The sequence below is a fragment of the Chryseobacterium culicis genome, assembly GCF_002979755.1.
Taxonomy (GTDB): Bacteria; Bacteroidota; Bacteroidia; order Flavobacteriales; family Weeksellaceae; genus Chryseobacterium; species Chryseobacterium culicis_A.
In genome coordinates this window covers 1,229,336-1,242,678 of the sequence record NZ_PCPP01000001.1, presented here as the reverse complement: position 1 = coordinate 1,242,678, position 13,343 = coordinate 1,229,336, and the positions used below count along the sequence as shown (strand labels likewise).

At 35.8% G+C, this 13,343-nt stretch carries 8 protein-coding genes; all 8 read right to left on the bottom strand.

The annotated features are described in order from the left end of the window. Positions 1-16: 16 nt before the first annotated feature. Positions 17-1,024, bottom strand: a complete 1,008-nt coding sequence (locus tag CQ022_RS05765) for a cytochrome-c peroxidase (RefSeq protein WP_105681933.1) — start codon at positions 1,022-1,024, stop codon at positions 17-19. Beyond that, positions 1,012-1,683 carry an MbnP family protein gene (locus CQ022_RS05760; protein ID WP_105681934.1) on the bottom strand — a complete coding sequence of 224 codons (672 nt, stop codon included), beginning with the start codon at positions 1,681-1,683 and terminating at the stop codon, positions 1,012-1,014. The genes CQ022_RS05765 and CQ022_RS05760 overlap by 13 nt, the downstream gene beginning before the upstream one ends. A gap of 45 nt (positions 1,684-1,728) precedes the next feature. Then, the gene (locus tag CQ022_RS05755; protein WP_165791635.1) at positions 1,729-4,875 is read right to left on the bottom strand and encodes a PKD domain-containing protein; all 3,147 of its coding nucleotides are present in this window, start codon (positions 4,873-4,875) and stop codon (positions 1,729-1,731) included. A gap of 742 nt (positions 4,876-5,617) precedes the next feature. Beyond that, positions 5,618-6,898, bottom strand: a complete 1,281-nt coding sequence (locus tag CQ022_RS05750) for a zinc-dependent metalloprotease family protein (protein WP_165792430.1) — start codon at positions 6,896-6,898, stop codon at positions 5,618-5,620. Between the two features lie 885 nt (positions 6,899-7,783). After that, on the bottom strand, positions 7,784-9,919 hold the full coding sequence (locus CQ022_RS05745; protein ID WP_105681937.1) for a zinc-dependent metalloprotease: 2,136 nt from the start codon (positions 9,917-9,919) through the stop codon (positions 7,784-7,786). A 59-nt stretch (positions 9,920-9,978) separates the two neighbouring features. Continuing rightward, positions 9,979-10,497 carry a TlpA family protein disulfide reductase gene (locus tag CQ022_RS05740; protein WP_105681938.1) on the bottom strand — a complete coding sequence of 173 codons (519 nt, stop codon included), beginning with the start codon at positions 10,495-10,497 and terminating at the stop codon, positions 9,979-9,981. A 187-nt stretch (positions 10,498-10,684) separates the two neighbouring features. Continuing rightward, the gene (locus CQ022_RS05735; RefSeq protein ID WP_105681939.1) at positions 10,685-11,956 is read right to left on the bottom strand and encodes a dicarboxylate/amino acid:cation symporter; all 1,272 of its coding nucleotides are present in this window, start codon (positions 11,954-11,956) and stop codon (positions 10,685-10,687) included. A gap of 99 nt (positions 11,957-12,055) precedes the next feature. After that, positions 12,056-13,342, bottom strand: a complete 1,287-nt coding sequence (locus CQ022_RS05730) for an MFS transporter (RefSeq protein ID WP_105681940.1) — start codon at positions 13,340-13,342, stop codon at positions 12,056-12,058. Position 13,343: the final 1 nt, after the last annotated feature.

The window sequence follows — 13,343 nt, the reverse complement described above, 5'->3', positions numbered from 1 at the left end:
ATGATTTTATAGGTATTTATCGGCTGCCAAAAAATTCATTTCTTGTAAACTCTTTGTCATTAAGGGTATTTAAAAACTGAATCAGCCTTGAAATGTCTTCTTTTTGTAAATTGAGAGACTTCAGCGCCTTGTTTTGGAATGAAGCATTTTTATTCTTTTGAGTATTGTAAAATTCAATGACTTCCTGCAGAGATTCAAACCTTCCGTCATGCATATAGGGATAGGTATAAGAGATATTTCTAAGGGTGGGAATTTTAAATTTAAACCGGTCCTCTTTTTTTTGAGTAACCTGATAAACCCCATAATCCTTTAAATTTTTATCAACAGGCAGTCCGTTATTTTCAAATCGGTTGGTGGTGAACAAAGGTTCTGTGTGACAGGAAGAACAATTTGCTTTAAAAATCTCATATCCTTTTTGTTCATCTTCGGTAAACTGCTCTGTTCCCCGCTGTACTCTGTCATATTTTGAATTGGCTGACACCAGCATGAGCAGGTATTGTGATAAAGAACGGAGGATTCTGGCATTGGTAATTTGCTCATCGCCATACGCTTCTCTGAACAAGGACAGATAATAGTCACTGGCTTTTAATTTCTTTTTGATATTATCCAGACTTTCATCCATTTCCACAGAATCATTGATAGGTGAGACTGAAAGTACATGGATATCATTGATTCTGCCGTCCCACATAAACTGATCCATCCAGGCCAGATTGATAAGTGCCGGAGCATTTCTCTTACCAAATTTGTCTTCAATACCATGGCTCAGATTGTGATCCACATGGGCGAACGACATTTCCTGGGTATGGCAGCTTGTACAGGAAATGGTATTGTTTCTGGAAAGGATAGGATCATGGAAAAGTTTTTTTCCAAGATTGTAAACCTCTGCAGACAAGGGGTTTTCTTTAAAATTATATTTTGTTTCCGGAAAACCTATCGGAACATTGAAATACAGTGGAGTAGTATTGAAATCTTCCACCATCAGAAAAGGCAGGGCAAGAAGACTTAAAAATTTTACTGGAAACATTTTTTGAAAAATTGGGAAAAATAAAGGGAATCATTGTTGATGGACATAATAGTCTTTTTTCTACTCTGATTCAGGAATTCAAGAATAGATTTCAGTTCAATATCTACGGTAAGGAGAGCTGTACCCTGATCTATTTTTTTTACCCTAAATGTGGTATCGTATTCTGGAGCATTTCCTCCGATATGATAAACGAATGGCTGCTTATTTTTGCTGCTTCCGTAAGAACCTTCAATTTTATAATTGATATATCCGGTGCGCCAGGACCAAAACATCCCGTGAATGGGATCAAGCTCATTCTCCATATTGCTGTTTTTAGTAGTAAGGCTGTCCAGTCCGATGGTAAATAGTACAGATTTTACTTTTTTAATACTGCTTTTGGGCAGCTGTACCATCCCTGATTCTTTTTTTGTTATATCATAAAGAAAAACCTTGTCGATAATTTCGGAGGAACTGTCTTCATAATTGATGATGAAATTGGAAACATAAAATTTGAATGTTTTGACCATGAGTGTTTTATCTTTAGAATGATGCTTGGCATTATCTGTGATTTTTTCACCATTAAGGAGGGGATTAAACTTAATTTTCAGGCTATCCCTTGTAGCTGAATATACATGGGAACTCAGAAGTAACATAGAGAATAAATACAGGAGTTTTTTCATGAGATAAAGAGGTGCGCCTGAACGGCGCACCATAGAGATTAAATTCTACTTTTTAATAATTTTCTTAGTCGCTCTTTCTTGAGTAGGAGCATTAATGAATACAATAGTGTAAGTTCCGTTCGGGTACTTAGAAATATCTACTGTCGCATCTTGCATTGAACCTCTCTTCATTTCTTTTCCTGCCATATCGTAAATACTATAATCAGTATAATTTTTTACGGCACTATAGCTGAAGTTAATGCTTGAGCTGGTTGGGTTGGGATAAACAAGATCTTTATCCATAGCAAGACCTGCATCTGGAGCAGAAATTGGCTTGGTATTATTACTCATTCTTGCACTGGTTGTACATTGGCTCTTAGGAATCCATGTACTGGTTTTTGTATTGGTCCCCAATGAGTTGGTTGCTTTCAACGAAACTGTATAGAAACCAGCAGAATAATTAGGTAAGGTAAATACAAAATCTTTGTTGGTACTGGTTAGAATATTCTGGTATTGATTTCCTTCCTGAACAGTCCACACATAAGTAGTAGCAGCCCCACCATCACTTGTATTGACAATCGTATTAGCTCTATTCGTACACAATGTTGTTGGCTCAGTAAATTTAGCAACTGGAGCTACAAGGGCGTTACATGCTTTTTTCTGAACCCATGCACTGGATTTTATATTCGTTCCCAATGAATTAGCAGCTGTCAGTTCTACTCTAAACCAGGTAGAAGTACTGTTAGGGATAGTGAAATCAAAATCTTTGTTTGGGCTAGTTAAAATGACTTGATTATTACCATCATATAATTTCCATGTATAAGCAGTTGATGATCCACCCGTACTGTTGTTGATCACTTTTACACTCTTATCTGTACATACTTCAAATGGATCTGTAAAATTAGCAACCGGTGTAGCATCATTATTGACTTCAAAATCGACATATACAGGATTGGCATTTCCATAGGTGGTATTTCCGGCCTGTAATAGGATTACTCTTGCTGCTCCAGCTCCTCCTGTAAAGGTAATTTTACCACTATTATCAACATTGATAGGACCAGATACTCTTCTAAATGATACTGGCAGTCCTGAAGATGCTGTAGCATTCAAAATATACGGATTAGCATTCTTGCTGATTTTTGTTAATGGGTTTGAAACACTAATTGACTGGCTCTGCAGCCCGTTACAGGTTTGGAAAATCTGTTTACTGAATTCTGTTTCAGCACCTTGTGCATCCTTTACTTTTACCAAGACCTCAAACCAATAGGTTGCTCCTTCTCCGCACCCTCCTTCCGGTACAAATGTGGTATTACTCGTTGAACCGTTGATTACTGAACCATAGTGAATATGATCATCATGATGTCTGTTCACTTGCATGGTATAAATTAAGTTAGTTGCACTTGTCAAGTCATCAGTGGCCGCTACGTTGATATTAACGTTGGTAGAACTGGGATGAGTATTAGGTAAGGTCTGAATAACAGAATTATCAGATGCTCTTCTCACCACTACATCCTGGATGACAGGAGCATTATTATTAAGATAAATTTCTTTGGTGGCAATATTTGTAGCTCCTCCTGCATCAGTAACAGTAAGCGTTACCACTCTTTTATCAGGAGCAGAGTTTGGAATCGTAAAAGTACGGACAGGGTTCACTTCAGTGGAAGTGTTTCCGTCTCCAAAATTCCACAAATACTGTAAGTTTTGAGTTTCTTTATCATAAGAAAGGTCTCCATAAAACTGTACTGTATTTCCATTTTGATTAATGGAATTTTTATCAGATTTAATAATTGCTGTCGGAGTATAATTACCGGTTATCTCTAATCTTGAAATAGCATTTCCGTTGCTCCCGTTGTAGTTTACAGTATAAACATATCCGTCATATGGATTGGTATATAAATGGACAATACCCCCTGCTTCGAGAGCCTTGTATACTCTTGTCGGACTTGAAAAATTGGCATTATTACCATTTTCATTAAACTTAATACCCATTACTTCATTTCCAACATAATCTGCAGCCAGAACCGTGTTTGTCAGGGCACCATTATATCTGTCAGCAATAATATCTTTGGGATAAAAGGTGTTACCGGTAGAAGAGGTACCTTGATGATTATATGAATCGGAAGAAAGATTATACCAAAGCACAGTGTTACCGTTTTGGTTAATCTTACTATCCGTTCCCCAACCTTTGTTAGCATTATTAGGATGAGCCCAGGCGTATAAAGGATTTTTAAAGGTATAACTAGGATCTTTGGTGAAGTTGGTAAACTGCTCATTAATCCTCGCATTATCAAATCCTTCATAATGTGGCCATCCTCCGTTATCTCCCATAGAGTATAAAGCCACTTCTTCCCAGGCATTTTCTCCGGTATCACTTACTAAAAATTGTCCAGGTCCTCCTCCAAGGACATTCTGTGTAAGAGCAGTGACTCTGTATGGATTTCTAAGACCCATTACTGCCATTCTGGATTGTGCGCTTCTCGGACTGCTTGAGTTATAATAGGGATTACCTGGCATTCCATCTCCGGTTTCTTTATTGATTCTTAAAATCTTACCGGAAAGAGAAGTCTTTGATTGAGCCCTCATCTGCATTAATGATTGCTCAGCCTGAGGAAGAATACCTCGTGTAACCCCTTGTGCTCCTACCTGATCCCCTAGAGAACCATCACCAACAGAGAGCATTAAGCTACCATCTGCTCCGAAAAAGGCAGTTCCCACTCCATGTGTTGTTCCAAAAATAGCTGGTCCATCTGTAAGACCATATTGGGTATTATTTCCTACCAATACTTTTCGGGAATTATAATCAATAGCTCCATTTTTATAAGTATATCGGGTACATCTTCCAATGGTTGCCGAAAACTGATCATCGGCATTTATTCCTGAGAATAAGGAGCGAGGTTCTACGGTATACCATAAATAGATATAGCCATTAACAGAAAACTGAGGATCCAGGGCAAAGCCTAATAATCCATGGTCATCACCATCCGGACTCATGACTTCTCCTGAAATATCAATAACAGTAGAAACGTTACCTCCATTTGGAGCGATTTGTTTTACCTTACCGCCTTTTTCCCAGACATAAGCATTTCCGCTACTGTCAAAGACAACTCCTACAGGCTGTTCAAAACCTGATTTGTAGGGCTGAAGCTGAAAATTCTGACTGTACACATCACATAATCCGGCTAGGAAGAGTGATAAAAACATAATTTTTTTCATGATTTTTTTTATAATGTTAATAATATTCATGGTGTATACGAATGTGAAATTAATTCCCCATGGCATGAATATTTATAGGGCAAATATCTTTTTTAAACTCAATTAAATAAAAAAAAGGGTGTAAGAATAAGTGGATGAAAGGGTGAAATAAAATGTGAAAATATCGTCAAAAAACTACAGCATTTTTGATTTTATTTCTTATTGTGGTGAAAAATATGAAGTGTTTTTAACTTCAGTTTTGTATTGTTAAATGATCTGGAATATGAGCTGTTATTGTTGAATAGATTGGTGACGTATTTCTTTCCTATAATTTTATCATTGGAGATAAAAAAAGAAAGATGAGCTATAGCCCATCTTTCTGCTAACACTTACAAAAAAATCTACGGTTTATATCCGGAGGGGTGATCTTCTAAATCAGGATGTTGAAATTGAATACAGATAATATCATTCTTAATGAAAATCCGGAATAAACCAGGATAAATATTTCTATGACTGATGAGCTTTGTCAAGCATCTTTATTGATACTTTGTAAGTGAACTTTATTTCTACAAACCTATTGAAATAATTAAAAGAATAGAGACTTAAAACTGTAGATATTGTACTACGAACAGGAAGTTATTTATTGCTGTATTATGAATAAATTTTAATTGGTGTTAAATTAAAAAGGATGAACAGTTTTGTTCATCCTTTTTTACAATATACTGAAGTTAAGATATGGATTATATCATATAATCTTTTACATTTAATAGGTCAGTGAAGTCTTTATTTTAGAGATATTGGTGGCATCATGATGAGTATAAACGTTGTAAGCCCCCCAGAAGCCATTAACACTTTTATACATAACATCCCCGGTATTGTCAACGTGGATTGCTCCTAAATTGTGACCACATTCATGAGCGAGTGTACTATTATAATCATCACAGGCTATCAAGGATGAGTATTTGCGACCACTGCTTTGAATACTGCCACTATAACGGTATTGGTCGATCCATGCCAACCCATAAGTACTCGATGACCAATAATTTTCATATAGAGCAACCCTAACTACTTTTCCTGGACTATGAGGTTTAGCCTCTGCAATCCAATGTGTAAGCTTATTTAATTGCTCACTTGAGTTATCTACCTTAGAAAATACATTGTTATAATACAATTCATCTTCTACGGATAATGGAAAATCAGGATTATTAGGGCGTCCTGGATATTGGGTGACATTTGGTGAGATTGCTTCAAACCCTGAATCTACTGAATTAAGGGAAGTTAAAAGAGCTGCGTATAATGAGTTAAAATCAAAAGTACTGTCACTATATACCACTTCAATATTGTACGCACGCAAAGACCCTGAATTCCTATCTTGAGATTTTTCGTTAGAGGGAAAAGGAAGAGAAGCTGCTTTACATATTCCTTTCCCTTCGGCCGCTCCTTTTTTCTGTTGGGTTGCCGTTACATTAATTAAGGAATAATTGTTTGATTTTTCTATTGCTACCTCATAACGTTGGTCGTTATCAACCGATTTTTTATTGGCTTCCTGTAATAAACGACTACCATCTAATCCTTTTTTCTTCGCTAAAGTCAGAAACTGAGTCTGGTGATCAGGGTTGATACCAAGATTTCCTTTTTGCAAACCGATATTGAGATCCTGATTGCCCTTCAGTCTGAAATCCTGATTTTGATTTGAGTAAAATAAGTCAAAGCCGTTTTCTCCTACGATCATGATAGCCTTTTCTTTATTCTTTCCTTTAGAATTTACCGTTCCAATAAAGGTTCTCATTTTTCCAAATAAAGTAGCTTTGTTACTTGTTAATTCGAAATTCAGTTGGATGCCATCATTTTTGATAAGTATAAATTTTCTTACTTCTCCTTCTTTTTCAATAGGTTTTGCAAACTCTGGTACTAATGGTAATTCCGAAATTTTGTACATACTGCCGTTATTGGTTACGATGCCACTATCAGCAGCAGAACTGGTTTCAAGGTTTTCATTACGACATGAAACAAAGAGAGTGGCTGCAAAGGCCATTGAAATCATAATCTTTTTCATAATATAATTCTTTAGTTGGTGACAAAATTACTCCCTTTGTTGTGAGATAAAAAAACGTATGTGTGGATATAAAACTACATGGATGAAAGCATTAGTGATCTTACTTGTCATATTTTTTAATGGACATGTCATAGTACAATAAAAAGGATGAACAAAATTGCTCATCCTCTTTTAAAATGTACTGAATGTAAGATCCAGGTTATATCATAAGGGGTACATTAATGTGTTAATAAAGTTTTGATTTTCAAAATTGTGCAGTATCAGTATGCTTATCATAATTTGTGAGAATAGATGTTTTTGGATACATAAAACAGTATAATTATCTGCTTTAATCAATTATGATGAAAGTTATGATATAGAAAAAAGAAAGATGAGCAATACACTCATCTTTCATTGTACACTTAAATACTAATAATACGCACTATATCCTTAAAAAAGTTACTTGGCTTATATCCCAATTTATAGTATGTTTTTAAACTTAAAAAGGATGAAATTTAATATTATGAATAATGTCATTAGTACTAAAAATCGGAAATTGGATAGATGGATATAGTTTTGTCTTCAAAAATGTCCCCTATTTTTATATTTAGTAGTAAAGTGCACATAAACAACTTAATAAGTACAAACTTATTGAAATAGCTTAAGTAATGAGAAATATAAATTGTAGATATTAGACTATATCTATGAAGTTATAAATTGTCGTACAATATGTTTTTAGGAATGAAAAACAAAAAAGATGAGCTCAATGAGCCCATCTTAATCCTGTACCATCTCAAAAAATACAGGGAGTTAAAATATGAATGTTTGACGAATTTATTTTTAAAAATGAGACCTTTTATTATAAATCATATTTTACTGATAGAGTGTTTGATTCTATTTTTTAATGAATTTTTGGGAAGATTTTCCTAAAGAAGTTTCAATATCAATTAAATAAGTTCCGCTTTGGAAGTGTTTAACATCAACCTTATCACCAATAACTTTAGCATTCATTTTTCTTCCGGACATATCATAAACCGTAATTGATTTAATTTTCCCCTTTGTTTTAATATTCAAAATATCAGAAGCCGGATTCGGATAAATAGAAGTTTCTAAGTTGGTCTCAATGTCTTTAGTGGATAATGTACAAGGTGTTGTGATACTGCCAAATGGCTGTGTGTTGTAGCCAAACTCAGTTACAGAATAACTTGAACCATTGGAACCGACAGTCAGTTTGAAATAGCCGTTAATCCTGTAGCCTTCGAATCGGGTTCTAAAACCAACATAAGCGGTTTGACCAGACCAGACAGTATAGGTAGGAGTGTAGACGTCAAGTTGTCCTGGAGTAGCAATAGGGAAACCAAAATTATTCGCATTACTTATGGTGGTGCAGGCAGGAAGTAAACTAATATTTCTGGTTCCTGTTTCGCATACTAATCCTTTCCAATAGGTTTCCAATTTTAATTGATTGGCCCCATAGTACCAGGCACCATACCCTGCATCATCACTAAGCTCCGGGTTAATGATAAAATATTTCCAGGTTGCTCCGGAGTTTATGGCTACAGTTGTTGCTGTTGGATTGGCATAGCTTTCTAAAGGAATTCCTGTAACTATTTTATAAGGATCTTTATAAGAAAAAGTTAATGCTAAAGCGGTCGTTGAACCTAGTGAAGTTACACCTCCGGTTATAGCTGTATCTAAGAACGTAATTGATGAATTGAGAACCTGGCTTTTAGGATGGGTGGTTGCCGCACCATTTATAGTAAGGGTAGCAGTAGTAGGGCTTGTAACGACTATCGTTGCTGTTACTCCAGCGGGTAATGAAGATGTGAAATGTGTTCCTGCAATAAGAGTTGTTCCATTCGATATGGCAAATGTTGCTCCGTTTAAGGTAATGGTTGATGCAGGAACAGATGCTACTGATCCATCTAAGGACACTGCTCCATTATTGTCTAGGTTTTCTGTAAAGGTACTGTTGCTAAGAGTCAATTTAGGGGGAGTATTAGCAACTCCGGTTGCTGCTAAGTTAGCAGGCTGCCATAAATTTATTCTTGAAGGGTGATTTAATGCGGCTAACATTCTGTTAACCTGTCCAGTGGTGAACATTTTATAACAACCGGCGGAACCGTTGTATCCCATATAGTTTTCAACGTTCACTTTTTGTCCAAGACAATTATTTCCAGGGTTACATCCTAATCCGGAAGAATTATCTTCTACAGGGGTGTCAGCAACTCCATCACCATCATTACTAGGGTTTCCCGTTGAGCAAGGAATATTGAACGTGTGTTGAAGATTTAACCAATGCCCGAATTCGTGAGTGAATGTATCAGAAAATTCGTTTGAAGCCACAGTTCCCGCAGCATCATATATATAACGGCCGTTATAAACAACTCTGGCTGTATTGGATGAGGTCATGTTTGAATCGGGATACCAGGCAACTCCTGAGTTGTTAAAAACTTTATTAGCATACAGATCATTTTGTATATACACATTCATATACTTGGTATTATCCCATGCATCTGCAGCAATTTGTGCATCATATCCGCCACCGTTGCCATATCCACTTTTGAAAGGATGAAATATCACGCCGCTTGTGGCTTTTCCGGTTGGGTCAATTTTAGCTAAGCGGAATTCAATACTTAATGTGCCCCTAATAGGCTGGAAGTAAGAATCCACAGTATTTGAATCGGTATTAATTCCATTGAAATTTAAGTTGATTTGCTCCAGTAAGTCAACTACTTTCTGATAATTTGCCAATACACCACTCTGAGATTCTCCATACACATGAAAAACTACAGGGATGATATAGGTGGGAGTATTGACATTTTTATTCAATGGAGCTTTGTTTGATTCCATCTTTTTTACAAAATCTTTGGTGAATTTTTCAAAATTTTCATATTCAGCCTTAGATTCAGGATGCAGTTCAAAATGTTTTTTCATCATTTCGTCTGCTTTACACTCATGAGGTCTGTTTTCTTGAGCAAACCCTATTATGGAAAATAGGGACATAAATAATAGAGATTTAAATTTCATTATTTTGGTTTTTTTATGTTGTTAAATTATTTGAATAATCCAAAAAATTATGATTGGAGCTAGTAGAATGATTTCAACTTGTTTGTAAAATTTCGATAGTCAATTCCACCTGTATTTTTGTCTACAACTTTACCATCTTTAATAATAAAAGTCTGTGGAATGACATTATATCCCATGATCCCGTTCCCGCCCAGAAATGTTTTGATGGCCTCTATATAACCTTTGTTTTTAAACGTTATATCATTGATAGGATGTTTTGTAAGGAACATCTCTAATTTTTTCGGATCATCATCCAATGATAAGAAAACAAATTTTACCGTATTATTTTCTGCTGCTATTTTCTGAAAAACAGGGATTTCCTGAACACATGGCTGACACCAGGTTGCCCATACATTTACAACAGTTATTCCCCCTTTATTAAGGTATTCTTTCTGAAAAGAACTGTCTTTAATATCGTGAGAGTCTGCTGCTGATTTATGATGCTGAGTTGAATTATTTATGTTTCTGGACCTAATGAATAATAAACCAATTAATATTATTCCCATTGGAATAACGAAAAATAAAAACCACCTTTTCATATTACTTCTTTTATAGCAAAACTATATAATAAATTTGCTTGCGAAGGCATAAGGTTTGTAGTTATTTAACGATAGGAATGACGGTTTTTATAGTGATTGTAAATGATTTATATCTATAAAAAGCCCTGCTTTAAAATTTTTAAAACAGGGCTTTACTAATATGAAGTTAAATATAGGAATAATGTTTTTATTCAGTAATGTTTTTAATGGGATGGTTAAGACATCGTTGAAGTTGTTTTTTATCCAGCTGATTTTCCCAGTTAGCGACAACAATAGTCGCTACAGAATTGCCCATAACATTTGTGATGGCTCTGCATTCACTCATAAATTTATCAATTCCCAAAATCAATGTCATTCCGGCAATAGGAATTTCAGGGACGATAGCCAATGTTGCGGCTAAAGTGACAAAACCAGCTCCTGTTACTCCTGCAGCTCCTTTAGAACTTAGCATAGCAATCAGAAGAAGAGCCAGCTGTTTTTCGATGGGCAGGTGGATATTGAGAGCCTGTGCAATAAACAATGAAGCAAGGGTCATATAAATATTGGTTCCGTCAAGATTAAAAGAATAACCGGTAGGAACTACAAAACCTACAATAGTTTTTGAACAGCCTGCTTTTTCAAGTTTTTCCATAATCCCCGGCAGTGCAGATTCTGAAGAACTCGTTCCCAATACCAGAAGAACTTCTTCTTTAAGATAAATAATGAGTTTAAAAATATTAAATCCATTATACCACGCTACAGCTCCTAATATTATAATGACAAAGAGAATAGAAGTGATGTAAAAGGTACCAACTAAAAAAATTAGGTTTAAAACAGAATATAGCCCATATTTCCCAATCGTAAATGCCATAGCCCCAAAAGCCCCAATAGGAGCTAGCTTCATCAACATATGAACAATTTTAAAGATGGGTGCTGATAAATCCTGGATAAAATCAATGATTTTTTGGCTTTTATTTTTGGTTAAAACCAAAGCAACGCCCATTAAAATCGAAACCAATAATATCTGAAGAATATTATCACCCACGAGAGGACTGAATAACGTATCAGGAATAATACTGGTGATAAATCCCGTGATGGTTGTTTCATGAGCTTTCTGCTGATATTGAGAAATATCACCCGAAAGATTTGCAGGATCTATGTTTAATCCCGATCCGGGCTGTAATAGATTGCCCACAATAAGCCCAATCACAAGAGCCAATGTAGAGAAGGTAAAAAAATAAATCATTGATTTTATGGCAATCCGGCCCACTTTTGTGAGATCTGTCATATGAGCGATCCCCAATGTGAGGGTAATAAAAATAACGGGTGCAATAATCATTTTAATCATTTTAATAAAACCATCACCCAATGGTTTCATTTTCTCACCGATTTCAGGGTAGAACTGGCCTAAAAATACACCGCCAATGATCGCAATAACAACTTGGAAGTAAAGCTGCTGATATATTTTTTTTGATTTCATAAGTGTTTATATTTATTTTATTAGTTGTAAGGTGTTAGGGGATAGAATGAAGAATACATATCACAGATCGCCAGATTTTGGACTTACAGATAGTGGCATCTAATCTTTATCCAATTCTGATATTTTTTTTGTGTCTTTCATTCTTGCATATACGATCAGGGAGAAAAGTATACATGCTGTGATATACCAATAGAATAATGATTCCATATTCATTTTTTTTAGCCATAAGGCAATATATTCGGCAGTTCCGCCAAAAATAGCAACAGTCAGAGCATAAGGAAAACCTACTCCCAGAGCCCGGATCTCCGAAGGAAAGAGTTCAGCTTTTACAACCGCATTAATTGAAGTATATCCGCTAAGAATCACTAAGGCAATCATAATTAAAAAGAATGCCGCCCAAGCGGAAGTAATGAGACTTAACATGGTGAGAAGGGGTACTGTACATACTGTTCCAAGAATTCCAAAAGCAATCAATAAGGGTTTTCTTCCAATTTTGTCAGATAACATACCAAATAAAGGCTGCAGACACGCAAAAAGAAATAAAGAAACAAATGATATCAATGTAGACTGCTCTTTACTAAGATGCACCGTATTGACTAGGAATTTTTGCATATACGTTGTATAAGTATAAAATGCCAATGTTCCTCCTAATGTCAGTCCTACTACGGTAAGTACAGCTTTTGGATGCTTAAGAAGTTCTTTGATTGTTCCTTTCTTTTCATGGGAAGTTTTGTTTTTAAAAGCTTCAGTTTCATGAAGGCTTGATCTGAGATATAAAGCAATAACAGAAAGGAAAGCACCTACTACAAAAGGAATTCTCCAGCCCCAATCCTGCAGTTGGGTCTCTGTGAGTACTATTTTCTGCAAAATGAGTTGAATTCCCAAAGCGATAAGCTGTCCTCCAATTAAAGTTACATACTGAAAGCTTGAATAGAAACCTCTTCTTTTTTCATCTGCCATTTCACTCAGGTATGTAGCTGAAACCCCATATTCTCCTCCCACACTTAATCCTTGCAGGAGTCTTGCAATCAATAACATAGCAGGAGCTAAGATTCCTATGGTCTCATAAGTAGGAGTAAGGGCAATCAGTAATGATCCGAAAGACATTAGCAAAACAGAAAGTGTCATGGCTTTTTTTCTTCCAATTTTATCTGCAATACTTCCAAACATCCATCCGCCAACAGGCCGCATGAGGAAACCCACCGCAAAAATTCCGGCAGTATTAAGCAGCTGTGCATTAAGATCGGAATCCGGGAAAAATGAATTTGAAAAATAGATGGCAAATGCTGCGTAAGCATACCAGTCATACCATTCCACCAGGTTGCCTATGGAACCCCCAATGATGGCTTTGATTCTCTGCGAAGTTGTAATTTGAGTTGTATTCATA

Bases quoted from the DNA above. Each gene is read 5' to 3' on its own strand.
- CQ022_RS05765 (WP_105681933.1), bottom strand. From the start codon at position 1,024: ATGTTTCCAGTAAAATTTTTAAGTCTTCTTGCCCTGCCTTTTCTGATG.
- CQ022_RS05760 (WP_105681934.1), bottom strand. From the start codon at position 1,683: ATGAAAAAACTCCTGTATTTATTCTCTATGTTACTTCTGAGTTCCCAT.
- CQ022_RS05755 (WP_165791635.1), bottom strand. From the start codon at position 4,875: ATGAAAAAAATTATGTTTTTATCACTCTTCCTAGCCGGATTATGTGAT.
- CQ022_RS05750 (WP_165792430.1), bottom strand. From the start codon at position 6,898: ATGATTTCAATGGCCTTTGCAGCCACTCTCTTTGTTTCATGTCGTAAT.
- CQ022_RS05745 (WP_105681937.1), bottom strand. From the start codon at position 9,919: ATGAAATTTAAATCTCTATTATTTATGTCCCTATTTTCCATAATAGGG.
- CQ022_RS05740 (WP_105681938.1), bottom strand. From the start codon at position 10,497: ATGAAAAGGTGGTTTTTATTTTTCGTTATTCCAATGGGAATAATATTA.
- CQ022_RS05735 (WP_105681939.1), bottom strand. From the start codon at position 11,956: ATGAAATCAAAAAAAATATATCAGCAGCTTTACTTCCAAGTTGTTATT.
- CQ022_RS05730 (WP_105681940.1), bottom strand. From the start codon at position 13,342: ATGAATACAACTCAAATTACAACTTCGCAGAGAATCAAAGCCATCATT.